We start from the raw sequence: 25,807 nt of genomic DNA, 5'->3' as shown, positions 1-25,807 counted from the left end.
ATATATGGGTTCCGGGGAACCGAACCACGGTACCTCGACGTCGTTGACATCGACCAGGTCGTCAAATCTTGTTTGACGGCAGTCGGGGTTGACGACAGGACTCAAGGGGAGGGCGGTATGGGTGAGATGCCCCAATTCGAGCCTTCCGCCCCTATGTGGGTCGGGCCGAAAGTCCCCGACTCGCACAGAAGATGCGGAATCTTCAATTCGCGTCTTGCGCAATGTCGAAAACTCGGTCTACCGTCTGGAACAGCGGCCCCACCTGCCACTGCTCCAGCAGCAGTTCGACAGTAGTAGTGATTCGACTCTCAAGGTGCGGGAGCCCGCGTCGCCTTTCCGCATGCGATATTCGCATTGCATCGAGGGACATTCCTGCCTCAGCCGAATCAAATTCGGTACGCACAAGAACCGGAAGAACCTGTTCCCTCTCTTTTGAAACGGCAGGTCACTCGATGCCCTCTGAGCCCACCTTTCCCGTCTTGACCACCGTGGTCGATCAGTCCGCCCGCGTCCTCAGGACGTACGAGGCCGACCCCGGCCTCGTACCTGAGCACGCCAACGGCGAGCGGCGCATCACGAAGGGTGGCTACGGTGACCGCCAGCTCTTCGAGCTCGTGCAGAACGCGGCGGACGAGATCGCCAACAAACCGGGCGGCATCACACACGTGGTGCTCACGCAGACGCATCTCTACTGTGCGAACGAGGGGACACCAGTCACCCCCGAAGGCGCGGAAACCATTCTCCGAATGAGCGTCTCTCGAAAGCGTGGGGGCCAGATCGGAAGATTCGGTGTGGGCGTCAAATCCGTGCTCGTTGTGACGGACACTCCCCAATTCTTCAGCCGCACCGGTTGTTTCGGATTCGATCGCGAATGGTCCGCAAGGCTGATCCGAGAGGTTCCCGGAGTCGTGGAGAAGCTCGGCGGAGATTTCGAGACGCCGGTGCTCCGCATGGCCCGTCCACTGGACGAGCACGCCGAGCGGGAGGCCGACCCGACACTCGACGGGCTGATGCGCATGGCCACGACGGTCGTTCGCCTGCCGCTGCTGCCAGGCGCGGCGAAGCAACTCGGTCTGGACATGTTCGGGGGCGGCAAGGTCGGCGGCCGTGAGGAGTTCCCTCTCGGGTTCCAGCTCTTCTCACCGCACGTCTCCCGTGTCGTGCTGGAGGACCGGCGCGTCTCTCCGCCCATCGCACGCGTCCTACGGGTCGACAGCGACGACGATCTGCACGTCATTCGGGAGGAGCGGACCGGACGCCACCCCGTGACGACGCGGTGGCGCGTGTTCGCGCATGCGTACACTCCGTCCGCCACCGCCCGCGATGATGCCGGGGAGCTGCACGACCGGGCCACTCTCGACCTCAGTTGGGCTGTCCCGGAATACACGAAGGACAACGACCTCCTCACCGTCCCCACCGGTCGTGGACGCTTCTGGGCGTTCTTCCCGACCAAGTACGAGATGGGACTGAGTGGCATCCTCAACGGTCCTTGGAAGACCAACGAGGACCGGCAGAACCTGCTGGACTCCTCTCCGTTCAATACGGAAATGATCAAGACCGCCGCCAGATTGGTCGTGTCCTCTCTGCCGAGTCTCGCCCCCGCCGAAGACCCGGGCGCCTACCTTCCCCTGCTGCCCGGTCGTGAAAAGGAAGCGGTCATCTGGGCCGACAACAACCTGACCCACCAGGTGTGGCAGGCGACCGTCGAACTGCCCTCACTGCCCGACCAGGACGGTGTACTGCGCCGGCCCGAGCAGCTGAACATCACCCCCGATCTGAGCAAGGACACCAAGTCGGTGCGGCGTTGGACCAGTTACTGGAACGCCCACCCGAGCCGCCCGGTCGACTGGCTGCACCCCTCCGCAGAGGCCACGCCCCTACGCGCGGGCAAGGTCGAGCACATCCTGTCCACGGCGGGAAAGAAGCGGGCAGGCGTACGCGAGTGGCTCGAGGCTCTTGTCCAGGACGGCACAGCGGCCTCCTCCGCCGCCGCGATCGAGATCGTCGCCGACATGATCGACACGGGGGCCGAGTGCGCGACCGAGGCCCGCCACGCGAAGATCGTCCTCACGGAGGAGAACGGTCTGGTCGCACCGGTCGGCGGCGAGGTTTTCCGCCGCGCTTCCAGGGACGGCCTGCGCGAGTCCCTCGTGTACGTGGCTCCGGCTCTGTCCGACGACCCTGCCCTGTCGAGCTCCCTGAACTCGCTCGGCATCCGCGAGGCCGATGTCCGAGGTCGCTTTCTCAGCGTCCTGGAACAGGGCTTCGTCGGCTACGGCGACGAGCAATGGCAGCGGTTCTGGGAACTGCTCCACCATGCCGGCGCCACCGCGGTCGGGCACGAGGTCCAGCGACGGATCGCCGACCCTCGCGACACCTTGCGCGTCCGTTCTGCCGACGGCACCTTTCGACCACTGCGCGACGTGATGCTTCCCGGTCCCGTGGTCACCGCAGAGAGCGACCCGACCATCGCCGTCGATGTCCGTTTCCACGCTGACTCCAAGGGTTTCCTCAGCAGCATCGGCGTCCGCGAGCGGCCCTCCTCGGAACACCGGCCGGAAGGCGAGGAGTGGTTCGAGGAGTACCGGGCCGCGGTGCACGCCACGTACTGCGAACAGCTGTCTGACGGCACCGCTCAGCGGCCCACTCTCTCCCGAGTCCGCCTCGACGGCGCCGCGATCGGCGGCCCGTTGCACCTGCTGCCGCACATGTCGGAGAAGGCCCGCGCCGGCTTCGTCGCCGCGCTTCCCCAGTCAGGACTGATCAGCTCCTGGACGATGCAGATCGGAGCCCAGGCGGGAACGCGCAGGGCCGTCCGCTCGCCGATCGTCTGGATGCTCCAGCGACACGGCCGGGTCGAGACCACCCAAGGCCTGCGTGAGCCTGCAGGTGCCGTCGGGCCGCAGCTCGCCGCATACCGTTCCGTGCTCCCGGTCGCCGACATCACCGAGGAGAAGGCACGTCTTCTCCGTCTCCCGGCCGAGCTCGAGAACGTCCCCGGGCGCCTCTGGCAAGGATTGCTCGAGCAGTTGGACGCCACGGACAACGACAGCTTCGTCGGCTCGACGTACGCCATGCTCGCGACCATCAACCACGAATTCGACGAGGGGTACCTCACCCGTTGCCGCATCGGTGCCGACTGGCAACGCCGCACCGATGAGGAGATCGCCGTCACCTCCTCCCCCTCCGAGTACAGCGCGCTGCGCGCCGAGGGGGTCCCCGCCCTGCTCACCGCCACGGCCGACGAGGCCGAGACCTTGATCTCCCTGTGGGGCATGCGTCGCCACAGCGAAGTCATCACCCGTGAGACCCGCTACGTCGCGGACGGCGAGCCCCGGCCGGTGGACGAGGTCCTCCCCGTCCTGCGCCAGTACGGGCACCGGAACACGGTCAGGGGTCTCCAACTGCAGCGTGTCAGCGAGTTGGAGGAGATCACCCGCACCCCCCACGGCATACGGGCCACGCCGCTGAAGACCACACGTCAGGACGGGCTGATCCTGGTGGGCAAGGACGCCGACGAGTTGGCGACGCTCCGTGCTGTGGACGAGGCGCTCGGTCTGCGTCTCGGTCGACAGGGTTGCGAGCAGCTGTTGGCACGGCAGCGCCACGATGCCGCATCGAAGGAGGCCCTGGCCCGTCGCGCGGCCATCCGCGACGAGGAGGACATCGTCCGCAAGCTGCTTCTGATGGTCGGCGCCGATGCCCTGCGCGAGGGACTCCCGGCCGGTCTGCTGGACGGTGAACGTGACGAGAACGGCGGTGGGGAGCCGAGCGAGTATCGCATCGCCCAGATGGCGTTCAACGCGCACGGCGACTCCGTCCTGCGCCAGTATCGCCGCGAGATCCGTCTCGCCCATCCGGACGCCCCGGAGAACTACGGCGGCTCCTCCGCGTCCGTGAAGTTCGTGTCCGACCTGAAGTTCCCGGAGTCCTTCGCCGGCTATCGCAAGACCACCTTGGACCCGCGCATCGAGGTGGCAGGACCGCGCGACTTCCCGCGCCTGCACGACTACCAGGAACGGCTTGCGGCCAACATCGTCGACATGCTCGACCAGATCTCTCCGAAGCGAGCGATGCTCTCGCTGCCGACTGGTGCGGGGAAGACCCGCGTCGCGGCCGAGGCCGTGATCCGCTGGGTTAAGAAGGTCGGTGCCCTCCCAGGGCCGATCCTGTGGATCGGCCAGACGGAGGAGCTGTGCGAACAGGCCGTCCAGAGCTGGAAGTTCGTGTGGGAAAAGGTGGGCGCGGAGACCCCCTTGGCGATCAGCCGCCTGTGGTCGTCCAACGAGGCAGGTGACGTCACCGACATGCCCCATCTGGTAGTCGCCACCGATGCCAAACTGGACGCCGGATGCCTCATCTCCGACTCGTACGCGTGGCTCCGTGGCGCCTCCCTCGTCATCGTCGACGAGGCGCACACGGCCGTGGGCCCTCGCTACACCGAGATCCTGAAGCTGCTCGGCCTTCAGGCCCACCGTACGGATCGTCCGTTGCTCGGCCTGACGGCGACGCCGTTTCGCAACACCAACGAGGAGGAGACCCGCCGCCTCGTCAACCGCTTCGGCGCCGACCGCCTCGACCACGGGATCTTCGACGGCGACGACCCGTACGAGGAACTGCAGAAGCTGGGGGTGCTGGCCCGCGTCGAGCACCGGGAGCTCGTGGGCGGGTCCATCACCCTGGACCGTGGTGAGCGGGAGCAGGCCGAGACCATGGGCGCGTTGTCCAAGTCCGCCGAGCACCGACTTGCCGGGGACCACGACCGCAGCTCCCGCATCGTCGCGGAGATCCGGGACATGCCGACGGACTGGCCGGTCCTGGTCTTCGCGACCTCCGTCGACCACGCCAAGCTCCTCGCGGCCAAGTTGAGGTTCGCCGGCATCGCCGCGGACTCGGTGGACGCGTCGACCTCGACCGCAGATCGTCGGCATCGGGTGGACGACTTCCGCAACCGGAGGCTTCGGGTGCTGACCAACTACGGCGTACTCACACAGGGGTTCGACGCCCCGGCAACCCGCGCGGTGGTCGTGGCCCGGCCGGTGTACAGCCCCAACGTGTACATGCAGATGATCGGGCGCGGTCTGCGCGGTCCGCTCAACGGTGGCAAGGACACCTGCCTGATCCTCGACGTACGGGACAACATCACCAACTTCGACACCGAGCTGGCCTTCACCCGGTTCGATCACCTGTGGAGTGAGCAGTGACCCACACCTCCGACGACCGCCCGACGCTCACGGAAGAGCAGCGCGCGATCGTGGAACGCCCCTGGGACGCCCGGGTCCTCGTGACCGCGGGCGCGGGGGCGGGCAAGACCCACACCATGGTCGGTCGACTTGATCATCTCGTTGGCCACCCGGATCCCGAGGAGGCCGTCAGCGCGGACGAGCTCCTGGTACTGAGCTTCTCGCGCGCTGCCGTGCGCGAATTGGCAGACCGTCTCCGCAGGCACGGCGGGGCCGCCCGCACCGTGCGGCCGAGGACGTTCGACTCATGGGCTCTCGAACTGCTCGCCGGCGCCTATCCGGACACCGACTGGTCGACCAGGCCCTTCGACGAGCGGATCCGCGAGGCCACCGCGGCCATCGAAAAGGGGGCCGTGGAAAGCAGCGCTGCCGGTGTGCCCGCGCACATCGTCGTCGACGAGGCCCAGGACCTCGTCGGCGATCGTCGGAATATGGTCGAGGCTCTGATCGACGTGCACAGGGAGTCCGCCGGGTTCACCGTCGTCGGCGACGACGCCCAGTTCGTGTACGGCTTCCAGGTCGAGGATCGCGGCGAGCGCGATCTGGAGGCGGGCCGGTTCTTCGACTGGGTGCGGAACTCGTTCGACGACCACGAGGAGCACCACCTCACCCGCAACTTCCGCGCTGCGAGCGGCGAAGTGCGTCGCGTGCTCGCGTTCGGCGAGGAACTGCGGAGTCTTCCCCTCGGAGCGGCCGCACAAGTGGCGGCCGAGGACGTCTATGACCGCTTGCGTTCCCTGCTGATGGATCAGGGCGGTTTCCCATCCGTCGACGACGAGCTGTTCCTGGCGTCGCTGCGGACCACTCAGGACCGGGTCGCCATCCTGACCCGGGACAACCGGCAGGCGCTGAGGGTGTCGGAAATCCTGTATGAGAACGGGGTGGAGCACGCTCTGCGGAGGCCCACCCGGGACAGGCCGGTACCCGCCTGGGTCGCCGACCTTCTGACGAGGACCGACGCCACCACGGTGTCCGAGAGCAGGTTCCACACCCTGCTGGAATCCATCAGTCTTCCCGAGGGCAACGAACCCACCGGAGCCTGGCGTGCGCTGCGCGGGGTCGCCGCAGCCCGCGGCAGCCAGGGGCTGGACTTCGGTCGAATACGCCAATTGATACAACAGGACCGTTTTCCTGAGGATCTGGCGGATCCGGTGACCACCCGCGTCGTGGTGTCCACCGTGCATCGGGCCAAGGGCCTGGAGTTCGACCGTGTCATCGTGCTCACACCGCCGACCGCAGCCGAGTTGCGTGCCATTCACGATGAACCGGACATGCCTGCAGAGGCACGTGGGCTGTACGTGGCGATGACCCGACCACGCGAGGAGCTGTACCACCTGCCGTCCCCCTGGGTGGCCAAGCTCCGCAAGATCGCGGCCGGTGATCGGATCTACCGTGGTGGCCTCGGTGCCAAGCGGTGGCAGCGGTCCGGCGTCGAACTGCGCGGAGGCGACGTCGATCACACCGTGCCGCCACGTGATGCCGATGGCACCTCCGTCGCCGTACAGGCGTACCTCCGGGACGAGGTGCGACCGGGAGATCTCATCGAGGTCCGGCAGATCCATCAGGTCATGATGGGCGAAGGACAGAGCCCTCCGTACGAGATCCTCCACGGCGACCATGTGATCGGAGAGGTGTCCGACACCTTCCGGCGGGACCTGTACAGGATCCTCAAGACCGGTCGGAAAGAACCGATCTGGCCGCTGGCGGTGGCTGGTTGCCGCGTCGACGCGGTGGTCACGGCGGCTGGAACACCGGCCGCGTCGAACAGTGCGGGCCTGGGCCTGCGGGGGGTGTGGCTCGCCCCACGAATCATCGGACTCGGTCACCTCGAATGGCCGGCCTACGAGGAGAGCGCGGAGTGACGAAGAGCGACAAAACCCCCGGCCATGACGCCCACTACGAGGCCAGGCTCGGCCTGGTCGACGCCCTGCGGCGTGAGCTGCTGGGCCCCACGGAGGCGGACGATGCCGAGGACCTCACGGAGATCCTCACCGATGACGCGCCCATCACCCGGTATGTCGTCGGGGTGCTGCATCCTCAACGCGCCGAACCCGTTCGCTCGGACGCTTCGGAACAGAACCCCGACGACGGCTTGGACGACGCCCCGATCGTGTCGGGCGGCGGCTCCGACGACGGAGGTGTACCCGAGCCTCCCGCCGCGGGCGATCGCAAGCCGTCGTCGGCCGGTCTCACCTTCGCGGTCGCCCCGAACATCGCGTCATCGATCACGGTGACCGCTCGCGCCGCCGTGTACGAGCCGGTCGACGAGAAGGGCAACCGCGTCGAGGCGACGCGTGCGACCGCCCGCACCACTGCCGACCAGCGAGAGAACTGGCGACGTCGCCAACTCGATCTGAATCAGCTCACGTTCGATGTCACACGCCCGGGGCGCCACCGCGAGCCGCTGGGCGACGGCGGAGCGGAGCTGGACATTCATGTCCGCGGGGCGAGCCCCGACGACACGGTGACGGTCACCGTCACGCTCGTCAACGGCAACCGCATAGGTGAGAACCAACTCGCGGACGCACACGCCCTGTTCCAGCCCGGACTGAGGGTGACCGCTGCGGATGGAACGGGAGCCTTTGTCGAGCGCCCCGCGTCGAGCGGCTCGTTCGATGCCGAGGTGGCCGCGAGCCGGCTGCTGTATCGGCACGCGCCCACGTTCGCGGTCGGGCACGGGTGCTCGGCCGAATGGACGTGGCGTCCCGCATCCGTGGGGTTGATCGAAAAGGAGCGGGCTGCCGTGGAGGAGGTCCGAACCCAGTTCCTCCCGCGCCACGAAGTGCTGCTCGCCGACTCCAACGCGGAGATCGAGCGGATCGCGCCCGCGGCACTGTCCATGAACGGGCTGGCCACTCGATCCCCCACAGACATCGTTACGGACCTGACCGCACTCGCCGACGGTTACGAGGCCTGGGTGTCCTCCAAGAGGGCCGAGGCGGCGGACCTTGCCGGTGGCCCGCACGACGAGGGAGCTCTTGCGCAGATCAAGGCGTGCGAGAAGGCCTTGAAGCGGCTGCGCGGCGGCATCGACGTCCTGGCCAAGAATCCCGACGTCATGCTGGCGTTCCGGCTGGCCAACCAGGTCATGACCGATCAGCGCTCACGCAGCGCCTGGATCAAAGAAGGCCGAAAGGGCACCCCCGACCGGGACGCCGCGAAGTGGCGACCGTTCCAGATTGCGTTCATCCTGCTGTGCCTGGCCGGTATCGAGGACCCCAAGCATCCGGACCGTAAGATCTCCGACCTGCTCTGGTTCCCGACCGGTGGTGGCAAGACCGAGGCGTACCTCGGTCTGATCGCCTTCACCGCCTTCCTGCGCCGGCTGCGACACCGCGACAACGACGACGGCGGGGGCGTCACCGTCCTTATGCGGTACACGCTGCGACTGCTCACCCTCCAGCAGTTCGAGCGTGCCACCATCCTGATCTGCGCCATGGAGAAGCTGCGCCGGACCATGCCGGAGGAGCTGGGCGGCGAGGAGATCTCGCTGGGCATGTGGGTCGGCCAATCGGCGACACCGAACACCTTGGAGAAGGCCGGCAAGCGCCTCGCCGACATCGCGGACAAGGGCGAGTTGGACACCGAGAATCCGGTCCAGCTCCAGGTCTGCCCATGGTGCGGTACCGACCTCGACCACACCGACTACGCCGTCGACGAAGCTGCTCGCCGCATGTGGGTGCGCTGCCGTGGCGGGGACTGCGACTTCACCGAAGGCCTCCCGGTGCACCTGGTGGACGAGGCCGTCTACGCGGCTCGCCCCACCCTGGTCATCGCCACCGTGGACAAGTTCGCCTCGATGCCATGGCGCTCACAGACGGCCGCTCTCTTCAACCGCGACCGGGACGGCGACACGACCCCGCCGCCGGAACTCATCGTCCAGGACGAACTGCACTTGATCTCCGGCCCGCTCGGCACTCTCACCGGCCTCTACGAGACCGCGGTGGACGCCCTGTGCGAGACGCCCAAGGTGATCGCCTCCACGGCCACGATCCGCCGCGCCGCCGAGCAGGGCCACAGCCTCTTCGACCGTGAGGTACATCAGTTCCCGCCCGCGGGACTGGACGCGCGTGACTCGTGGTTCGCGATCGAGGCACCCCCCGAAGACAAGGCGACACGAGAGTACGTCGGCCTGTTCGCTCCCGGCACCAGCCAGTCCACGCTCCTCATCCGCACCTACGCGACGCTGCTTCACCAGGCCATGCGGGCCGATCTCGCCCCGGAAGTACGGGACGCGTACTGGACGCTGGTCGGCTACTTCAACAGCCTGCGGCTGCTCTCGGCGGCCAAGCTCCAGGTCGAGGACGACGTCAAGGACTACCTGAAGCTGCTCGCCGAACGTGACGGCATCGAACCGCGTGACGTCGACATCGTCGCCGAGCTGACCAGCCGGCTCCGGGCCAGCGAAGTGCCCACGGAACTGAAGAATCTGGAGCGCCGCTACGGCGACCCGGAGGCCGTCGACGCGCTGCTCGCCACCAACATGATCGCCGTAGGGGTCGATGTCGACCGACTCGGCCTGATGGCCGTCATGGGTCAGCCGCAGACCACCGCCGAGTACATCCAGGCCACCAGCCGTGTGGGGCGCCGTCACCCCGGCCTGGTCGCCGTCATGCTCAACTCGGCACGCTCTCGGGACCGTTCTCACTACGAGAACTTCCAGTACTTCCACTCGGCCCTCTACCGCGAGGTCGAGTCGACGTCCGTGACCCCCTTCTCGGCCCGTTCCCGCGATCGCGGCCTGCACGCGGTGGTGGTCGCCCTCACCCGCATCCTCGTACCCGAGCTGCGTGAGAACCACAGGGCCGGTGAGATCGAAGCGCACCTGGACAAGATCGAGACGCTGGTACGTCCCGCGCTCCTTGAACGGGTCGGCCGAATCGCCGAGAAGGAGGCCGAGGCTACCGAGGACGCCTTCGACGAGTTCGTCGACTGGTGGCGCGAAGCTGCCGAAGCACACGGACGGCTGCTGTACGAGTCGCCCACCAGCCAGGGCCCACCCTCGCTGCTGCGTCCCTTCGACGACCGGTCCGAAAACGCGGATGCCTGGTCGACGTTGTGGAGCATGCGCGACGTGGACGCCGAGACCGCACTCTTCATGGAGGCCACCCGATGACTCCCCCCAGGCAGCGCCGCACCGCAGGCGGCACGTCCGGCGCCCCGCGCCAGGCCCTGTCCCGCAAGGGCGCCGTGCGTCGCGCTCAGGCTGTCACCACGTACGGGGTCGGTTCCCTCGTCGCCTTCGAGCAGGAGTCGTTCATCGTCAGTGGCCTCGACGGTGCGGATGCGAGCTGGTCGGAGAAGGAAGCACCCAAGGTGCACGAGCACCGACTGGCCCGCAGCCTCGGAGTGACCCACTTCCGGCTGCCGCCGGGCTCCGACGAGCGGAGTACGGACGGCATGCGGGTACGCCGGTTCCCGTTGATGCACAGCTGCCCGGGATGCGAGAAGCTCCAGACGATCTCAAAGTTCAACCCCCCGGCCGGCAAAGCGACCTGCCAGGACTGCGCCAAGGATCTCGTCCCCTCTCGCTTCGTCATCGCCTGCGAGAAGGGGCACATCGACGACTTTCCGTACTGGAAGTGGCTGCACCGGGACAACCGTCCCGGCGGCACCACGGGAGGCTGCGGCGGCACGCTCATGCTGCATTCCACCGGGCGTACGGCATCCCTGCGCTCGATCGTCATCTCCTGCACCTGCGGAACGGTCAAGGAGGTGTCCATGGAGGGCGCCTTCGGCCGCCAGGCTCTTTGGGACCTGAAGATTCGGTGCGAAGGACGACGGCCCTGGTTGAAGGGCGCGCCGGACGAGAAGGACTGCACCGCCGCGCCCCGGACTCTGCAGCGTGGCGCTTCCAGCGTGTGGCAGCCCGTCCTGAAGTCCGCGTTGTCCATCCCACCGTGGAGCGACGGCAGCACCGACCCACTGGATGAGATCTGGGACCAACTGCGCGAGTGCGAGACCGAGCGAGAGATCTCCCTCGTCCTCAACGGAAAGTTCAACGGCAACCCGCCGATCAACGCCGCCAGGGTGGCGGAACTGCTCGTCGCCGAGACACAGGACGACCCCGATCCCGAATCGGACGAGGCCCAACTCCCGGACGCCCAGTACCGCGTCCTCCTGCGCCAGGAGTACATGAAAATGACCGAGGGGAATCCGGAACGGGCCGACCGCCGTGAACAGTTCGTGTGCGAGCCACCGAAGGAGGACCACAGGAACCGTCTTGGCCCGTTCGGCCTGGATCGACCGATGCTGGTGAAGCGACTGCGCGAGGTGCGTGCCCTGAAGGGCCTCACCCGCATCGTCCAGGCCGACGCCGTCCCCGACAAGCAAGGCGCTCCCTTGTCGTTGCAGCCCTTGAACTGGCTCCCGGCGATGGAGGTCAGCGGCGAGGGCGTCTTCCTCCGCCTCGAGAACAGCCGTCTCGACGCGTGGTCTCGGCGCCCCGAGATACGGCATCGGGTCGCCCGGATGACCAACCGCCACGACGACGCGCTGGTCAAGGCCGCACCCAAGGGTGCGGCCCCGCGCCGCTCTCCCGGCACGCCCCGCATGGTCCTTCTGCACACGCTCGCGCATGTGCTGATCAACGAGTGGTCGCTGGACGCCGGATATCCCGCCGCGGCACTGCGCGAGCGTCTCTACTCGGATGCCACCATGGCGGGCTTCCTGATCTACACCGCCACCAGCGATTCGGCGGGAAGCCTGGGCGGGCTCGTCGCCCAGGGCGAGCCCAAGACGCTGGCGGCCAGCCTGCTGTCGGCTCTCCGCCGCGCCTGCTGGTGCTCGGCCGACCCGCTCTGCATAGAGTCCGGCCCCTCCGGGACCTACGGCGCCAATCTCGCGGCCTGCCATGCCTGCCTGATGCTTCCCGAGACAAGCTGCGAGCACAACAATATCCTGCTCGACCGGGCCCTCCTCGTGGGAACTCCCGAAGACCCGACCATCGGCTTCTTCAGGAATCTCCTGGATCACTGACTGCCCTCCTGTACAGCCTCCGCCTCGAAATGGTCCTGAGCCCGATCCAGAGCCAAGTCCGGATCGCACCCGTGCGCCCGTAGCCAGTGGAGGAGATCGGCGATCAGGTCGATCGCCGTCTCCTCCACCACAGCGACGCCGCCCCTTCCGAAGCCCACCGCGTACGGCGACTTGAGGCTTCCGCTCAGCGTCAGCACGGCCTCGGCCCGCGTGACCCGAGATCCTCCCCCGTGCCCGTCCGGGGACATCAGGTCCGTGGCCAGCTCGCACCACGTGACCTTGCGTTCGGCCCTCAGCTGGACGCCCCATCGGTCGGTCACCGCGTCGACGAGAGCCATCCCTCTACCCGACTCCGAGCCCGGGTCGGCGGCAAGAAGCGTGGGCAGCACCCTCGTGTCGGGGTCATGCACCTCGATGCGCAAGTACGTGCCGTTCATCGAAACGGCGAGAGTGGTGGGAGTTCCGGTGCCCACATGCGTGATGACGTTGGCCACCAGCTCGCTCACGCAGAGTTGGGCCGATTCGATCACTCCGTGCAGGCCCCAGAGTTCAAGGTGTGCCCGCATGACGTTACGCAGGCCGGCCACCTCCTCGGGCTCGGCCGTGAAGGCCAGGTCCCAAGGCTTTCGTGACATGCAAGTGGATGCACAGTCCACAACCAGGCTCCTCACGACTCGACTTGAGAGCGCGAAGCGCACTCGTCCCACTACTGAGAGTTGCATTGGAACTTCCAAAATGGAACTCTCATAAAGAGGGTTGAAGAAGCACACGACTCGCCCGCGCGCCCCTGGCGCGCGCCACCTTGCCGCCGCACGCGGTCGCCCATCACGATCTGATGGATCGACACGGAGGGCACGGAACATGGCAGTTGGACCCACCACTCGCCGCCGACAACTCGGGGCCGACCTGCGTCGCCTTCGCGAGGGCGCCGGGCTGACCCTGGAAGAGGCAGGCGCCCGCGTCGGCTCCTCCAAGGCCACACTCAGCCGCTACGAGACCAAAGAAGGCAGCGTGAAGTGGCCGACGGTCGACGCGCTGTGCCGTGAGTACGGGGCCGATGACGCGGAGCGCGAAGCGCTGGTCGAACTCGCCAAGGGTGCGAAGATCCAGGGCTGGTGGCGCTCGCTCGCCGACCCGATCCCCGAGTCCATGAATCTCATGCTCACCCTCGAGGACGAGGCCTCCCGCGAGGACCACTACGCCTCCATGTACGTCCCCGGGCTGCTCCAGACCCGCGGCTACTCCGAAGCCGTGCACCGTGCTTCCGAGATGCGCTGCCCCGAGCAGGAGGTGCGGCACATGGTCGAGATCCGCATGAAGCGCCAGGAGTTGCTCGACCGCGACGAGCCGCCGCACGTCTGGGCCGTCATCGACGAGGCGGCAATCCGGCGCGTGGTCGGCGGGCCCGAGGTGATGAGTGCACAGCTGCGGCACCTGATGGCCATGTCGGAGCGGCCCAACATCACTGTGCAAGTACTGCCGTTCGCATCGGGCGCCCACGCCGCGGCCGTGGGCAGCTTCCTCATCCTCGGTGGGGCGACTCCCGAACTCGACGTCGTCTACGTCGACATCCTCGGCGGCGGCCTGTTCATGGAGAAGCCCCAGGAACTCGAACGCTATAAGTTGGCCTTCCAATACCTCTGCGCACAGGCACTCGATCTCGGCGCCTCGGCGCACCTCATCGACCGGATAAGCAGGGAACTTTGATGTACGACAGGGAGCAACTCCACTGGTTCACCTCGTCGTTCAGTGGAGGAAGCGGAAACGAGTGCGTCGAGTGCGCCCGAACCGCCGGCTCGATGGTCGTTCGCGACTCCAAGGCCCCCGAAGGGAACGTGGCTACGTTCGGCGCCCGGTCATGGGGTGACTTCCTGCTCTCCCTTCGGGCCTCCGGCCTCCGCGCCCCTCTGGGTGTGAGGTAGAACCCGCGGCCCGCCGCGGCGGGTTGACGAGGAGCGGAGGTGCGGGGCGGCGCCGAGCCGACGCCAACGCCCCCCGAATCTCCCCCGCCACCCCCTCCGCCCGCCCCCGCAGGTCCTCCGCCGTGATGGCGAGGACCGGGAGGCCCGCGGTGGCGAGGCGGTTGCGCTGGGACAAGGTGCGGCGCCAGGAGCCCGGGTCCAAGTGGTACTCGCGGGAGTCGACCTCAAGGGCCAGGCCCTCCGCCGGCCAGTACGCGTCCGGGCGGGCCAGAAAGGCGCCGGTCAGCGGGTCGTGGAGGTTCGGGTTCCAGAGGGGTTCCGGGAGGGCGTAGGCCTGGATCAGCGCGCGGGCGTCCGCCTCCAGCGGTGAGTGAACGCCGCCATCAAGTGGGCCGTCGACCTCGCCACGTACGGGGCGTAGCGGCGCCGCGACGCGGCCAGTTCCGCCAGCAGCTCCTCCGGCGTGCAAAAGCCCCGCTGCACCGCCTCCGCCAGGAGCGCCGTCACGTCGCGTTCGCAGGTGAGGCCGGGCACCGCGTCCGCCACCGCCCGCGCGATCGCCGCGCAGCCCAGGCCCGCCATCGGGTGGTTCTCCGGCATACGGCGCGTGCGGTGCACCTTCACGTACGACGTTCCGCGCGCGCCCGCCCCCTCGTACGGGACCAGCACGTCCACCCATCGCAAGCGCTCCGGGCGCGGGGCCGCGCGGAAACCGTGTGCCGCGAGTGCCGCGAGCCCGGTCAGCAGGGCGTGCTCACCCGCGTACAGGAGCGCCGCGCGCATGCGTTGGCGTGGGGTCGGGGTGCCGGAGTGGAGGAGGTGGACCCGCGGCAGCACCCGCTGCCACGGGCCGCCGCGGTGACAACGGCGGTTCGTGGTCGAGTTCGCGCAGCCGAGTTCCATCAGCTGTTCGCGCGTGAGGAGTTGGTCCTGGGTGAGCGCAAGCGGATGGCGGGCGAGCGCGCGCACGGAGGTGGCGGGGTGCGGGTGTGTGGGGGTGTGGTTCACGGTGGGTTCGTGCCCGTCCCCGTGCGTGCTCACCTCTCCGTATCCGGTCCGTAGCGGGGCACGGACCGGACTGTGACGGCTCAGCGCCGGTCCGTGGTCATTGTGCGTCACGGTCCCGCCGAAGCGTGAGACCCAAGTCACATTCTGCGCTGTCACACTTCCGCCCCCGGCCCCGTCACATCTACGTAGCCACCAAGAAAGCCCGCACAGGGCGTACACGAGGAGCCCACCATGGAAGCCCGCATCAATCCCTTCGCCAGCCCCATCGCGGGGAAGGTCATCAAGCACATCAACTCCGCCGGGAAGGTCGTCGCCGACTCCACGCTCCCCGCCGCGACGCAGGAGCTCGTGAAGATCCGGGCCAGCCAGATCAACGGCTGCGGGTTCTGCACCGACATGCACACGAAGGACGCAGCGCACGCCGGCGAGACCGTGCAGCGGCTGCACCTCGTCGCGGCCTGGCGCGAGGCCACCGTGTTCACCGACGCCGAGCGCGCCGCGCTCGAGCTGACCGAGCAGGGCACGCGGATCGCCGACGCGGCCGGCGGCGTGCCGGACGAGGTGTGGGCGAACGCCGCGAAGCACTACGACGAGGAGCAGCTCACCGCCCTCGTCTCGCTGATCGCCATCATCAACCTCTACAACCGCGTGAACGTCATGGTGCAGATGCCCGCCGGGTCCTACCAGCCCGGCCAGTTCGGCTGACGGACCCAGGGCGTAACCTCACAAATGGGCGGGTCCTGGCCAGCCCTCCGGAAGCCGCTTCCGGACACCACTACGCAGGAGGTTCACCCCATGGCCCGCGCCCTCCCCACCGCCCCGATAGCCGCCGCCGGACTCGTCGGGGGTTACGCCACCGCCCGGTTCACCAAGAAGCGGCAGCTGGGTGGGGCCGTGCTCGCCGTGGCCGGGGCCGCCGCCGCGACGCAGTGGACGAAGACGCGGGGCGGGAAGGTCGCGGGGGCGCTGACCGGCGCGTACGTGGCGGCGTTCGCCGGGTCGCACCCGCTGGCCAAGAAGGTGGGGGCCTGGCCCGCGGTGTTCGGCGTCGCCGGGGCCGTCGCCGCCGCCTCGTACGTCCTCGTGGACCGCAAGGCCGCCTGACGCCTGCGGTTCCCGGTTACGGCCGGGCGTGCGTCAGGACGTTCACGACCTTGCCCTGCGGGTCCCGTACGAAGAAGCGGCGCACGCCCCACTCCTCGTCACGCAGGTCGTGGACGATCTCGGCGCCCGCCGCGCGCATCGCCGCGTACACCGCGTCGACGTCGTCCACCTCCACGCTGATGTCCGGCACCACCGGGCCCGTCGCCTCGTGCGTGAAGAACTGGATCTGGGCGGTGGGGTCGGACGGCGAGACCATCGTCATGATCCAGCCCATGTTCATGGCCTCGCGGAAGCCCAGCGCGCCGTAGAAGTCGCGGTTCGCCGCCATCGACTCCTCCCCCGGCACCTCTACGTTCGGAACCGCCCTGCGGATGTGCCGGTGTGCGTGTGCGTGTGCGTGTGCTTCGTCGGGTGCCATGCGCTCATCGTCCCCGGAACGTCGCCCTGTACGCCCCCGGCGACACCCCCAGCACCGCCTGGAAGTGCTGGCGCAGCGATGTTCCGGAGCCGAAGCCCGTCTCCGCCGCCACCCGGTCCACCGTGTGGTCCGTCTGCTCCAGCAACTCCCTGGCCCGGTCGACCCGTTGGCGGTTCAGCCACGTCATCGGGGTCAGGCCCGTCTCCTCGCGGAAGCGACGGTTGTACGTGCGGATCGACATGGCGTCGCGGGCCGCCAACTGCCCCAGCGACAAGGGCTCCGCCAGCCGACCCAGCGCCCACTCCCGCGAGGCCGACGTCGATGCCGCTCCCAACTCCTCGGCGGGGACCGGACGTTGGATGTACTGCGCCTGGCCGCCCTCCCGGTGCGGAGGCACCACCGTGCGGCGCGCCAACTCCGCCGCCACCGCGGCACCGTGGTCCTCGCGGATCATGTGCAGACACAGGTCGATGCCCGCCGCCTCCCCCGCCGAGGTCAGCACCTTTCCTTCGTCTACGTAGAGGACGTCCGCGTCGACCGTCACCGACGGGAACGTACGGGCGAAGTGGGCCGATGACATCCAGTGCGTCGTCGCCCGGCGGCCGTCCAGGAGGCCCGCCGCCGCCAGGACGAACGAGCCCGTGCAGATCGATGCCACCCGGCCTCGTGAGCCGTCGACGACATCGGCCAGCACCTCCGTCAACTCCCCCTCAAGTACCCCTGGTCGGAGCGACTCGTCCGTCTCGTGCGAAGCCGGGACCAGCACCGTGTCCGCCGCCGCGACCGCCTCCAGGCCGTGCTCCGCGTAGATCGGGAAGTCGGCGTCCGTGCGGATGCGGCCCGGGCGGGGCGCGCACGTCGTCACCTTGTAGAGGCGCTCCCCCGTGGACGGATCACGGGCCGTACCGAAGAGCTGGTGGACCAGGCCCAGCTCCATGGGCAGGACACCGTCCCGTACGAGGACCGCCACCGAGGCCGGACCGCCGCCCTTTCCACGCCGCGTACGCATGGCCAGATTCTTTCAGACCGTGGCCGACTGGCCAGCCGCGCGGGCGTACCGCTCCGGCGCGGCGCGGTGGCGGCGCCGGGGATCCCCCCACCCCGCCCGAACACCTCACCCCCACCCGGCCTAACCTCCCGAACATCGCTGACCGAGCGGGGCGACCCGCACGAACGACCGGGTGGGACGACATGGCCGACTGGACGCTACGCGCGGCCACCGCCGCCGACATGGAGCCGATCGCCGAGCTGCGGGCCGTCGTGATGCGGCCCGACCTCGAACAGCTCGGACGGTACGACGAGCAGCGCGTACGGCAGCGGTTCCGCGACGCGTACGAGCCCGCGCACGCCTGGGTGATCGAGGCGGCCGGGGCCTTCGCCGGGTGCGTGGCGCTGCGCCCGGACGGTGCCGCGTACTGGCTGGAGCACTTCTTCCTGGCCCCGGAACTGCACGGCCGGGGCGTCGGCGGCGCCGTGCTCCGCGACCTCCTGGAACGGTGCGACCGGGAGCGCACCCCGGTCCGCCTCAACGTACTGCGGGGCAGCCCCGCCCGCCGCCTCTACGAACGGCACGGTTTCACCGTCGAGAGCGAGGACCCGGTGGACGTGTTCATGGCACGCCGACCGGCCACCACCACGCCGGAACGCCGACCCGCCCCGTAAACCCGTAAAGCGCCCCGCTACGCCCCCAACGCCCGCGACACCGTAAAGATCAGCAGGCCCGCCAACGAACCCACCACCGTGCCGTTGATCCGGATGAACTGCAGGTCACGGCCGATGTGCGCCTCGATCTTGCGGGTCGTGTGCTCGGCGTCCCAGCCCGCCACCGTGTCCGTGATGAGGGACGTGATCTCCGCGCGATACGTCGTCACGACATACACCGCCGCGCCCTCCACCCAGCCGTCCACCTTCGAGCGGACATCCGGCTCCGTCGCCATCCGCCGGCCCAGCGAGAGCAACGAGGCCCGCACCCGAAGGCGCAGCTCGCTGCGCTCGTCCTCCGCCGCCGCGACGATCATGCCGCGGACCGCGGACCAGGCCGACGCGATGATGTCCTGCACCTCGGAACGGCCGAGGATCTCCGACTTCAGACGCTCCACCCGGTCCCGGGTGTCCGAGTCGCCCTGCAGATCGGCCGCGAAGTCGGCGAGAAACCGGTCGAGCGCGCCACGCGCCGGGTGCCCCGGCATGTCCCGCATCTCCGTGACGAACCGCAGCAGCTCCTTGTAGACGCGCTCACCCACCCGCTTGTCGACGAAACGGGGCGTCCAGCCGGGGGCGCCGCCCTCCACCGCGTCCATCACCGAGTCCGAGTGCAGCACCAGCCAGTCGTGGGCGCGGGCACACACCAGGTCGACGACCCGTTTGTGACCGCCGTCCGACACCACCTTCTCCAGCATCTTGCCGAGGCCCGGCGCGATCTCCGCGTTGTCCGCCCGGCGCGTGATGGCCTCGCCGACGATCGCCTGCACGTCGGAGTCGCGAAGGACCGTCAGGGCGCCCCGCAGCGCCGTCGCCAGCTCCGCCGTCACCCGATCGGCGTGCTCCGGCTCCGCGAGCCACGAACCGAGCCGGCTGCCGATGCCGACGGCCCGCAACCGGTCCCGTACGACCTCGCCCGACAGGAAGTTCTCGCCCACGAACTCGCCGAGCGAGACGCCCAGCTGGTCCTTCTTGGTCGGGATGATCGCCGTATGCGGAATACGCAGGCCCAACGGGTGGCGGAACAGGGCCGTGACCGCGAACCAGTCGGCCAGCGCACCGACCATGCCGGCCTCCGCGGCCGCCGCGACATACCCGGTCCAGGCGCCCGCACCCGCGTGCTCCGCCCACGTGGCCAGTACATAGACCAGCGCCACGAAGACGAGCAGCCCGACCGCCATCAGCTTCATCCGGCGCACGCCGCGCCGCTTCTCCTCATCGGCCGCGGTGAACTCCGCGACGAAACGACGGGCGGGACGAGAGGGCCGGGAGGGCCGGGATTGACCCGATGTGGCGCGGGAATACTGCCCATTGTCCGCTTCAACCGCTTCGGACCCTTCGGACCCTTCGGCCGTTTCAGACCCTTCTACCGCTTCAGCCGTTTCAGCCGTTTCAAGCGCTTTGTCCGCTGTGTCGTACGCACCCTGGGACCCCTGCGCCCCACGCTTCACGTCGCCGTCCACTCAGCCCACTCCGCATCGGTCATCGGCCCGACCTGTCGACTTCGACTCGACTGTCATTCGCCTCACACATTGTCCCTTCCTGACCTACTCCCGGAACGAACCAAAGGTTCCCGGCGTCTACCTGTCCGGAGGGGGGCCAGTGTCGGCTCCCGCCCGCCCCATGACGCATCATGGGTTCATCACATCGGAGCCTCGGGCTCCCCCTGCCCGAGGAGACACACACCGCATGACCAAGCGTCACGGTTATGCCTTGTTGACCGCGCTCGTCGCGGTCGTCGTGATGATCTCTGCCGCCATCTACGTGGGCTTCTCCGGAGTCTTCGGCGGCGACGACGACATACAGGCCGGCGGCGCGCACCCGCGCAGCTCCGCCGCCCCCGCCTCCACCGGAACATGGACCGGCAGCTGGTCCGCCTCCCCCGCCGGCGGGGAACCCGGCACGGAGACCAACGGCTTCTACGGCCACTCCATCCGCAACATCGTGCACACCAGCGTCGGCGGCAACGCCGCGCGCATCACCCTCTCCAACCTGTACGGGCAGTCGCCCCTGCGCATCACGCACGCCTCGATAGCCGTGGCCTCGGCGCCCAACAACCCGACGGCCCTGTCCGACACGATGCGGCGCCTGACGTTCTCCGGAAACTCCTCGGTCGTCATCCAGCCCGGCCAGCAGGCCGTCAGCGACGCACTGCGGATCACCGTGCCGAGCGACTCGGACATGCTGGTCACCACGTACTCGCCGACTCCGTCCGGACCGGTCACGTACCACCCGCAGGCCCGCCAGATGTCGTACGTCGCCCGGGGCGACCGCACCGAGGAGCCCAGCGGCACGCTCTACAACCAGCAGAGCCCGTACTGGCGCTACCTCAGCGCCCTCGACGTGCTCAGCAACGAGGCGCAGGGCACCGTCGTCGTCATCGGCGACTCCCTCACCGACGGCATCACCTCCACGATGGGCGCCAACCGCCGGTGGACGGACATACTCGCCGAGCGGCTGCGCACGGAGTCGGGTGCCCCGCGCTACGGCGTCGTGAACCAGGGCATAAGCGGGAACCGGATACTGGCCGACGGCTTCGGCCGTCCCGCCAACAACCCGAGCGGCCTGTCCCGCTTCGAGCGTGACGCGCTCAGCCGCTCCGGCGTCCGCGCGGTCATCATCGACCTCGGCATCAACGACATCCTGCGCACGCCGCAGCAGACCGACCCCGCGAAGATCGTCGACGGACTGCGCGAGCTGACCCGGCAGGCGCACGCGCGCGGCCTGCGGGTCGTCGGTGCGACGCTCATGCCGTTCCAGGGTCACCCCGGCTACCGCCCGGACCTCGAGGCGGTCCGCCAGTCCGTGAACGAGCAGATCCGCGCCGGCAAGGTCTTCGACAGCTACGTCGACTTCGACCGCGCCCTGCGCGACCCGTACAACCCGCGCCGCCTCCTCGACCAGTACGACTCCGGCGACCACCTCCACCCCAGCGACTCGGGCTACCGCAAGATGGCGGAATCCCTGGACCTGTCGTCCCTGCGGGGGTCGACGGGGGCGGAGCTGTAGCACCTCTCCGGGGCGGGTCACCGACGTGGCGCCTGCACCTCCGGCGCCACGCCGCTCTCTGCCCCGCCCCTCTCCCACCCCCCGCCCCCTCCGGGGGCTCCCGCTCAGAAGCGGCGCGGGCCCGTCTCGGGCGGTTACTGGGCTGAGCCCGGAATACAGCGAAGGGCGCCCCTGTGGGGGGCGCCCTTCACATGTGGGCCCGGCGGGACTTGAACCCGCGACGCACCGCTTCTAAGGCGGCGTCCTCTAGCCAACTGGGATACGGGCCCGCAGCGGTGCCTACTCTAATGCGTCCTTGCGATGACGGTTCGAGAAGGTGCGGGTCTGGCTGTGGCACGAGGGACAGAGGTACCGGAGGTTCTCCCGGCGATTGTCCAGCCTGTCGCCGTCGATGTGGTCGATCTCCAGCACCAGCCGTTTCCCCTGCCACAGCTCGCCCTGGCCGCACTCGGCGCAGGCATGTGGAACGCCGACTTCGTCGAGGGCCCTGCGTAACAGGGATGCCCGGGTTCGTTGCGAGCCTGCTGGGCGGCGCACGAGAATTTCAGGTGCGGACATACGCCTTGGCGAGACTGTCCCCGCCCGGTGTCCCTGGCCGACGAAGTGCTCCGTCGACAGCCCGTATTCGTCAATGCTGCGCTTTGCCCTGGCGCGGTCAGTTCCGTTCACAGGTGACAGGCCGAGACGGCGCAGCACGTCGGCCAACCCTCTCGACTCGGCGACGGCTCGCGTGAATTCCTCTTCCGGGAAGAGGTTTTGGCCCGCTGTCCCCCGCCAGGTGAAGTGACTGATGTCGATGCCGTAGTGGGCGAGTTGCAACTGCAGATCCCGGCGAGGCTCGCTGGCCATGGGAGCGTCGACGCGGCGCATGAGGTCGACCAGGCTGGAGGAGGCCGCCGCGGCCTCCTCCAAGAGCTCCCGTGGGTACTTGCTCATGCTGACCTCCCCTTCCGGCCGCGGTAAGTGTCGGTCACGGAGTGGCAGTTGGGGCACAGCAGGCGCAGGTTCTCGCGGCGGTTGTCCCACCACTGGCCGTTGATGTGGTCGACCTCCAGTCGCAGGGGCCGCTTGTTCCACTCCGTACCGGTCCCGCACATCGAGCACTGCTCGGGGACGCCAAGTCGCAGCAACTCGCGCCGGAGACGTCGACCCGGCAGCCGCCCGTCCTCTGGGGAACGCAGGGTCAGGGGATTGCCGAGCGCCCCCTTTGGCCTCTGCTCCGGACGCACGAAGTGCGATGTGTCGATCCCGAGCGCCACGATCCGGCGACTGATGTGAGCCTGGTTGCCACCCACGGCACTGATACCCAGGCGGCGCACAACGTCCTTGAAACTGCTGGACTCCGCGACCGCCACGCGCAGTGTCTCCTCCGTATGCCGTGACCAGTACCGAGGAAAGTGCGACGTATCGATCCCTTCCTCGGCCATCCGCTTGTGGAGGTAGGCCCGACGGCCCGCCGTCGACTCACCCCCGCAATACCGGACCGCCTCGTCCCACGAACCCGCGTTGCGCGCCGACGCCTCCAGCCGCTCCCGCGTGTACCGCTGCCCCGCCATGTGACCCCTCCCTTTCGGCCACGCGTTCGTGGCCTCGTACAGGGCAACGAAATGAAAATCGGACCGTCACGCACGGAATGCGGAACGGTCCGAACTGTGTGGGCGGGCCACATACGGGGGGTGTGGCCCGCCCACACAAGGAGCAAGGGAGGGGTGTGAGGGGGTGTCAGAACCTCGGCGTAGGCGCCTGGGATTCGACCATTTCCGCCGCCTCCTCGTCCGTCTCCACCGAGGGCGGGGAGCCGGCCAGGGGCTTCTGGGCGGTTTCCTTCATACAGGCCACCGCGATGACGCCGATGAGCGCCGCGGCCATCGAGTAGTACGCGGGCATCATGTCGGAGCCGGTCAGGCCGATCAGGGCGGTGATGACCAGGGGCGTCGTGCCGCCGAAGATCGAGGCCGAGAGGTTGTAGCCGACCGAGAGGGAGCCGTAGCGGACCTGGGTCGGGAAGAGCGCCGGGAGGGCCGCCGACATGGTGCCGAGGAGGCAGACCAGGGAGAGGCCGAGCAGCAGCATGCCGAGCGAGACGGCCCACAGGGCGCCGTTCTTCACCAGGAGGAAGGACGGGACCGAGAGGACGAAGAAGCCGATCATGCCCGCCATGAGGAGCGGCTTGCGGCCGAAGCGGTCGGAGAGCTTGCCGACCTGGTTGATGATGCACATCAGGACGATCATCGTGACGATCAGGATCAGCAGGCCGTGCGTCTCCGAGTAGCCCATCTCGTCCGACAGGTACGTCGGCATGTACGAGAGGAGCATGTAGTCGGTGATGTTGTAGGCGCCGACGAGGCAGATACAGAGGATCAGCGTCGGCCAGTAGTCGCGGAAGATCTTCGCGAGGTCGCCCTTGGCGGTCGTCTCCACGGAGGAGGCGGCGTCGGTCGCGCGGTGCGAGGACTCGTCCTCCAGTTTCTGGAAGGCGGGGGTCTCGTCGAGGCGCAGTCGCAGGTAGAGACCGACGAGGCCGATGGGGCCCGCCACCAGGAACGGGACGCGCCAGCCCCAGGACTCCATGCCGTCGCTGCCGAGCACGGACGTCAGGATCGTGACGAGGCCGGCCGCGCCGACGTAGCCGGCGAGCGTGCCGAATTCGAGGAAGCTGCCGAAGAATCCGCGCTTCTTGTCGGGGGCGTACTCGGCGATGAAGGTGGAGGCGCCGCCGTACTCACCGCCGGTGGAGAAGCCCTGGACGAGGCGGAAGAGGATGAGGAGGACCGGGGCCCAGAAGCCGATCGAGGCGTAGGACGGGATCAGGCCGATCGCGAAGGTGCCGATGGCCATGAGGATCATGGTCAGTGCGAGGACCTTCTTGCGGCCGACCTTGTCGCCCATGGGGCCGAAGACCATGCCGCCGATCGGGCGCACGAGGAACGAGACCGCGAAGGTCGCGAACGACGAGATCAGCTGGACGGTGTCGTTTCCTGAGGGGAAGAAGACGTGGCCGATGGTGACGGCCAGGTACGAGTAGATCCCGAAGTCGAACCATTCCATGGCGTTACCGAGCGACGCCGCCTTGACCGCGCGCTTCACCGCGGTGTCGTCGGTGACGGTGATGTCGGTGCGGCGCAGCGGCGGGTTCTTGCGCCGCTTGACGGCGCGGAACAAGGCGCGGTGACGCTTGACCGCCTCCGGGTCGGGCACCAGCCCTTCCTCGGTGTCGGTGGTCATGGGGTGGATCCCTTCTCTGACTGCAAAGCGCTTCCAGGTTCCACCTGCTCGCAGACGTTGGTTGCAAACGAAAGTCCCCTGCTTTCGGGACCTTCGTCACAACCTTTCGTCCCTAACTTCCGTCAATGACCGAACTTTCGCACGTGGGATTCCCCCACAAGGTGCGGGGTTTCTCAGATGCCGAGATCCTTGATGATCTTCGCTACGTGGCCGGTCGCCTTCACGTTGTAGAGGGCGCGCTCGACCTTTCCTTCCTCGTCGACGACGACCGTGGAGCGGATGACTCCGGTGACGACCTTTCCGTACAGCTTCTTCTCGCCGAAGGCGCCGTAGGCCTCGAGGACCTTCTTCTCGGGGTCGCCCACCAGGGTGACCTTGAGGTTCTCCTTCTCCCGGAACTTGGCGAGCTTCTCCGGCTTGTCGGGGGAGACGCCGATGACGTCGTAGCCGGCTTCGGCGAGCACGTCGAGGTTGTCGGTGAAGTCGCAGGCCTGCTTGGTGCAGCCGGGGGTGAGGGCGGCGGGGTAGAAGTAGACGATCGTCTTGCGGCCCTTGTGGTCGGCGAGGGAGACCTCGTTGCCGTCGGCGTCGGGCAGGGTGAAGGCGGGTGCGGTGTCGCCGGGCTGCAGTCGCTCGCTCATGGGTGGCCTCCTGGGCGTCGTGGCGTGTGGACTTGTTGAGCGTAATGGGGGGTGCCGGGGGGTGGTGGAGGCGGTGAGCTGACAGACTGTCCATTACTCATACGCAGTGAGAGCAGCGACCTTGGAGGCAGCGCGGTGTCGCACACGTCCAGTACGCCGGATACCCCGGACACGCGGACCCCGGCCCAGATCGAGGCGGACATCAAGCGCCGTCGCGAGACCTTGGCCGAGACGCTCGACGAGATCGGTGTCCGGGTCCACCCGAAGACGATCGTCGGCGATGCGAAGGCCAAGGTCGCCTCGCAGGTCGACCACACGCTCGGGCGGGCCTACGTCGGGGCGAACCGGCTGGTCTCCGAGGTGAAGGGGCAGTTGGTCTCGGAGGAGGGCGCGCCGCGCCTGGAGCGGATCGTGCCGGTCGCGATCGTCGTGGTGGGTGTCGTGGGGCTTCTCGCGGTGGGGTCGCGGCGTCGCAAGCGCTGAGCCGGGGGCGTCGTCGGGGCTGCCGTGCCGCGTACCAAGGGGCGACCCGGCGGCGTACAAGTGCGCGTGGGGCAG

General features: G+C 68.4%; 19 protein-coding genes, 1 tRNA gene and 1 pseudogene. 11 read left to right on the top strand and 10 right to left on the bottom strand.

From position 1 onward, the window contains the following. Window positions 1–452: 452 nt before the first annotated feature. From ACOKM3_RS25780 to drmB, 4 genes are read left to right on the top strand one after another with little or no spacing between them, the layout of a single operon-like run. Entirely contained in the window at window positions 453–5,204 is a 4,752-nt protein-coding gene (locus ACOKM3_RS25780) for a DEAD/DEAH box helicase (RefSeq protein WP_426903398.1), read from the top strand. Beyond that, window positions 5,201–7,105, top strand: coding sequence for a UvrD-helicase domain-containing protein (locus ACOKM3_RS25775; protein WP_426903397.1), 1,905 nt, complete (start codon window positions 5,201–5,203; stop codon window positions 7,103–7,105). Before ACOKM3_RS25780 ends, ACOKM3_RS25775 begins: the two co-directional genes overlap by 4 nt. Beyond that, window positions 7,102–10,359: a helicase-related protein gene (locus ACOKM3_RS25770; protein ID WP_426903396.1), complete on the top strand. Its 3,258-nt coding sequence runs from the start codon at window positions 7,102–7,104 to the stop codon at window positions 10,357–10,359. The genes ACOKM3_RS25775 and ACOKM3_RS25770 overlap by 4 nt, the downstream gene beginning before the upstream one ends. Then, on the top strand, window positions 10,356–12,221 hold the full coding sequence (gene drmB / locus ACOKM3_RS25765; protein WP_426903395.1) for a DrmB family protein: 1,866 nt from the start codon (window positions 10,356–10,358) through the stop codon (window positions 12,219–12,221). The genes ACOKM3_RS25770 and drmB overlap by 4 nt, the downstream gene beginning before the upstream one ends. Here the strand turns inward: drmB and ACOKM3_RS25760 are convergent. Continuing rightward, window positions 12,215–12,856 carry an ATP-binding protein gene (locus tag ACOKM3_RS25760; protein WP_426903394.1) on the bottom strand — a complete coding sequence of 214 codons (642 nt, stop codon included), beginning with the start codon at window positions 12,854–12,856 and terminating at the stop codon, window positions 12,215–12,217. The two genes, drmB and ACOKM3_RS25760, sit on opposite strands and share 7 nt — an antisense overlap. A 226-nt stretch (window positions 12,857–13,082) precedes the next feature. On the opposite strand from ACOKM3_RS25760, the gene ACOKM3_RS25755 reads away from it, so the two are divergent. Further along, window positions 13,083–13,928, top strand: coding sequence for a helix-turn-helix domain-containing protein (locus ACOKM3_RS25755; protein WP_426903393.1), 846 nt, complete (start codon window positions 13,083–13,085; stop codon window positions 13,926–13,928). After that, complete coding sequence (locus tag ACOKM3_RS25750) at window positions 13,928–14,143, top strand: DUF397 domain-containing protein (protein WP_426903392.1); 216 nt, start codon at window positions 13,928–13,930, stop codon at window positions 14,141–14,143. Before ACOKM3_RS25755 ends, ACOKM3_RS25750 begins: the two co-directional genes overlap by 1 nt. Before the next feature lie 339 nt (window positions 14,144–14,482). Here ACOKM3_RS25750 and ACOKM3_RS25745 read toward each other — a convergent pair whose 3' ends face one another. Next, window positions 14,483–15,184: a hypothetical protein gene (locus ACOKM3_RS25745; RefSeq protein ID WP_426903391.1), complete on the bottom strand. Its 702-nt coding sequence runs from the start codon at window positions 15,182–15,184 to the stop codon at window positions 14,483–14,485. Window positions 15,185–15,382: 198 nt separating this feature from the next. On the opposite strand from ACOKM3_RS25745, the gene ACOKM3_RS25740 reads away from it, so the two are divergent. Both ACOKM3_RS25740 and ACOKM3_RS25735 read left to right on the top strand, forming a co-directional pair. Further along, window positions 15,383–15,856: a carboxymuconolactone decarboxylase family protein gene (locus ACOKM3_RS25740; RefSeq protein ID WP_426903390.1), complete on the top strand. Its 474-nt coding sequence runs from the start codon at window positions 15,383–15,385 to the stop codon at window positions 15,854–15,856. A gap of 90 nt (window positions 15,857–15,946) precedes the next feature. Next, a complete protein-coding gene (locus ACOKM3_RS25735) occupies window positions 15,947–16,255 on the top strand; it encodes a hypothetical protein (RefSeq protein WP_426903389.1) in 309 nt (102 codons plus the stop codon). A 16-nt stretch (window positions 16,256–16,271) separates the two neighbouring features. Here ACOKM3_RS25735 and ACOKM3_RS25730 read toward each other — a convergent pair whose 3' ends face one another. Next, window positions 16,272–16,673, bottom strand: coding sequence for a VOC family protein (locus tag ACOKM3_RS25730; protein WP_426903388.1), 402 nt, complete (start codon window positions 16,671–16,673; stop codon window positions 16,272–16,274). A 4-nt stretch (window positions 16,674–16,677) separates the two neighbouring features. Further along, on the bottom strand, window positions 16,678–17,682 hold the full coding sequence (locus tag ACOKM3_RS25725; protein ID WP_426903387.1) for a GlxA family transcriptional regulator: 1,005 nt from the start codon (window positions 17,680–17,682) through the stop codon (window positions 16,678–16,680). Window positions 17,683–17,864: 182 nt separating this feature from the next. Between ACOKM3_RS25725 and ACOKM3_RS25720 the strand changes: the two genes are divergently transcribed. After that, window positions 17,865–18,335: a GNAT family N-acetyltransferase gene (locus ACOKM3_RS25720; RefSeq protein WP_426903386.1), complete on the top strand. Its 471-nt coding sequence runs from the start codon at window positions 17,865–17,867 to the stop codon at window positions 18,333–18,335. Window positions 18,336–18,352: 17 nt separating this feature from the next. Here the strand turns inward: ACOKM3_RS25720 and ACOKM3_RS25715 are convergent. Continuing rightward, window positions 18,353–19,606 (bottom strand): annotated as a pseudogene (locus tag ACOKM3_RS25715) (DUF445 domain-containing protein); the annotation flags it as partial. 457 nt (window positions 19,607–20,063) lie between these two features. Here ACOKM3_RS25715 and ACOKM3_RS25710 point away from each other — a divergent pair. Next, entirely contained in the window at window positions 20,064–21,383 is a 1,320-nt protein-coding gene (locus ACOKM3_RS25710) for an SGNH/GDSL hydrolase family protein (RefSeq protein ID WP_426903385.1), read from the top strand. A 194-nt stretch (window positions 21,384–21,577) separates the two neighbouring features. Here ACOKM3_RS25710 and ACOKM3_RS25705 read toward each other — a convergent pair. The 5 genes from ACOKM3_RS25705 to bcp form a co-directional block, all read right to left on the bottom strand. After that, window positions 21,578–21,652 (bottom strand) — tRNA-Leu (locus ACOKM3_RS25705). A gap of 10 nt (window positions 21,653–21,662) precedes the next feature. Continuing rightward, window positions 21,663–22,319, bottom strand: coding sequence for an HNH endonuclease (locus ACOKM3_RS25700; RefSeq protein ID WP_426903384.1), 657 nt, complete (start codon window positions 22,317–22,319; stop codon window positions 21,663–21,665). Further along, window positions 22,316–22,939, bottom strand: a complete 624-nt coding sequence (locus tag ACOKM3_RS25695; RefSeq protein WP_426903383.1) for an HNH endonuclease signature motif containing protein — start codon at window positions 22,937–22,939, stop codon at window positions 22,316–22,318. Before ACOKM3_RS25695 ends, ACOKM3_RS25700 begins: the two co-directional genes overlap by 4 nt. A 166-nt stretch (window positions 22,940–23,105) precedes the next feature. Further along, window positions 23,106–24,608, bottom strand: a complete 1,503-nt coding sequence (gene proP / locus ACOKM3_RS25690) for a glycine betaine/L-proline transporter ProP (protein WP_426903382.1) — start codon at window positions 24,606–24,608, stop codon at window positions 23,106–23,108. A 173-nt stretch (window positions 24,609–24,781) separates the two neighbouring features. Continuing rightward, window positions 24,782–25,249 (bottom strand): thioredoxin-dependent thiol peroxidase, encoded by a 468-nt coding sequence (gene bcp / locus ACOKM3_RS25685; RefSeq protein ID WP_266710760.1) that lies wholly within the window; start codon window positions 25,247–25,249, stop codon window positions 24,782–24,784. 135 nt (window positions 25,250–25,384) lie between these two features. Here bcp and ACOKM3_RS25680 point away from each other — a divergent pair, with 135 nt between their 5' ends. Then, a complete protein-coding gene (locus ACOKM3_RS25680) occupies window positions 25,385–25,732 on the top strand; it encodes a DUF3618 domain-containing protein (protein WP_426903381.1) in 348 nt (115 codons plus the stop codon). Window positions 25,733–25,807: the final 75 nt, after the last annotated feature.

The organism is Streptomyces nidicola (assembly GCF_050106155.1).
In the GTDB taxonomy this organism is placed as follows: Bacteria; Actinomycetota; Actinomycetes; order Streptomycetales; family Streptomycetaceae; genus Streptomyces.
Note: the sequence above shows the minus strand (reverse complement) of the source record. Positions and strands in the feature narration are given on the sequence as shown.

Coding starts and splice junctions, on each gene's coding strand:
- ACOKM3_RS25780 (WP_426903398.1), top strand. CDS start 453: ATGCCCTCTGAGCCCACCTTTCCCGTCTTGACCACCGTGGTCGATCAG.
- drmB (WP_426903395.1), top strand. CDS start 10,356: ATGACTCCCCCCAGGCAGCGCCGCACCGCAGGCGGCACGTCCGGCGCC.
- ACOKM3_RS25760 (WP_426903394.1), bottom strand. CDS start 12,856: ATGTCACGAAAGCCTTGGGACCTGGCCTTCACGGCCGAGCCCGAGGAG.
- ACOKM3_RS25755 (WP_426903393.1), top strand. CDS start 13,083: ATGGCAGTTGGACCCACCACTCGCCGCCGACAACTCGGGGCCGACCTG.
- ACOKM3_RS25750 (WP_426903392.1), top strand. CDS start 13,928: ATGTACGACAGGGAGCAACTCCACTGGTTCACCTCGTCGTTCAGTGGA.
- ACOKM3_RS25740 (WP_426903390.1), top strand. CDS start 15,383: ATGGAAGCCCGCATCAATCCCTTCGCCAGCCCCATCGCGGGGAAGGTC.
- ACOKM3_RS25735 (WP_426903389.1), top strand. CDS start 15,947: ATGGCCCGCGCCCTCCCCACCGCCCCGATAGCCGCCGCCGGACTCGTC.
- ACOKM3_RS25730 (WP_426903388.1), bottom strand. CDS start 16,673: ATGGCACCCGACGAAGCACACGCACACGCACACGCACACCGGCACATC.
- ACOKM3_RS25725 (WP_426903387.1), bottom strand. CDS start 17,682: ATGCGTACGCGGCGTGGAAAGGGCGGCGGTCCGGCCTCGGTGGCGGTC.
- ACOKM3_RS25720 (WP_426903386.1), top strand. CDS start 17,865: ATGGCCGACTGGACGCTACGCGCGGCCACCGCCGCCGACATGGAGCCG.
- ACOKM3_RS25710 (WP_426903385.1), top strand. CDS start 20,064: ATGACCAAGCGTCACGGTTATGCCTTGTTGACCGCGCTCGTCGCGGTC.
- ACOKM3_RS25700 (WP_426903384.1), bottom strand. CDS start 22,319: ATGAGCAAGTACCCACGGGAGCTCTTGGAGGAGGCCGCGGCGGCCTCC.
- ACOKM3_RS25695 (WP_426903383.1), bottom strand. CDS start 22,939: ATGGCGGGGCAGCGGTACACGCGGGAGCGGCTGGAGGCGTCGGCGCGC.
- proP (WP_426903382.1), bottom strand. CDS start 24,608: ATGACCACCGACACCGAGGAAGGGCTGGTGCCCGACCCGGAGGCGGTC.
- bcp (WP_266710760.1), bottom strand. CDS start 25,249: ATGAGCGAGCGACTGCAGCCCGGCGACACCGCACCCGCCTTCACCCTG.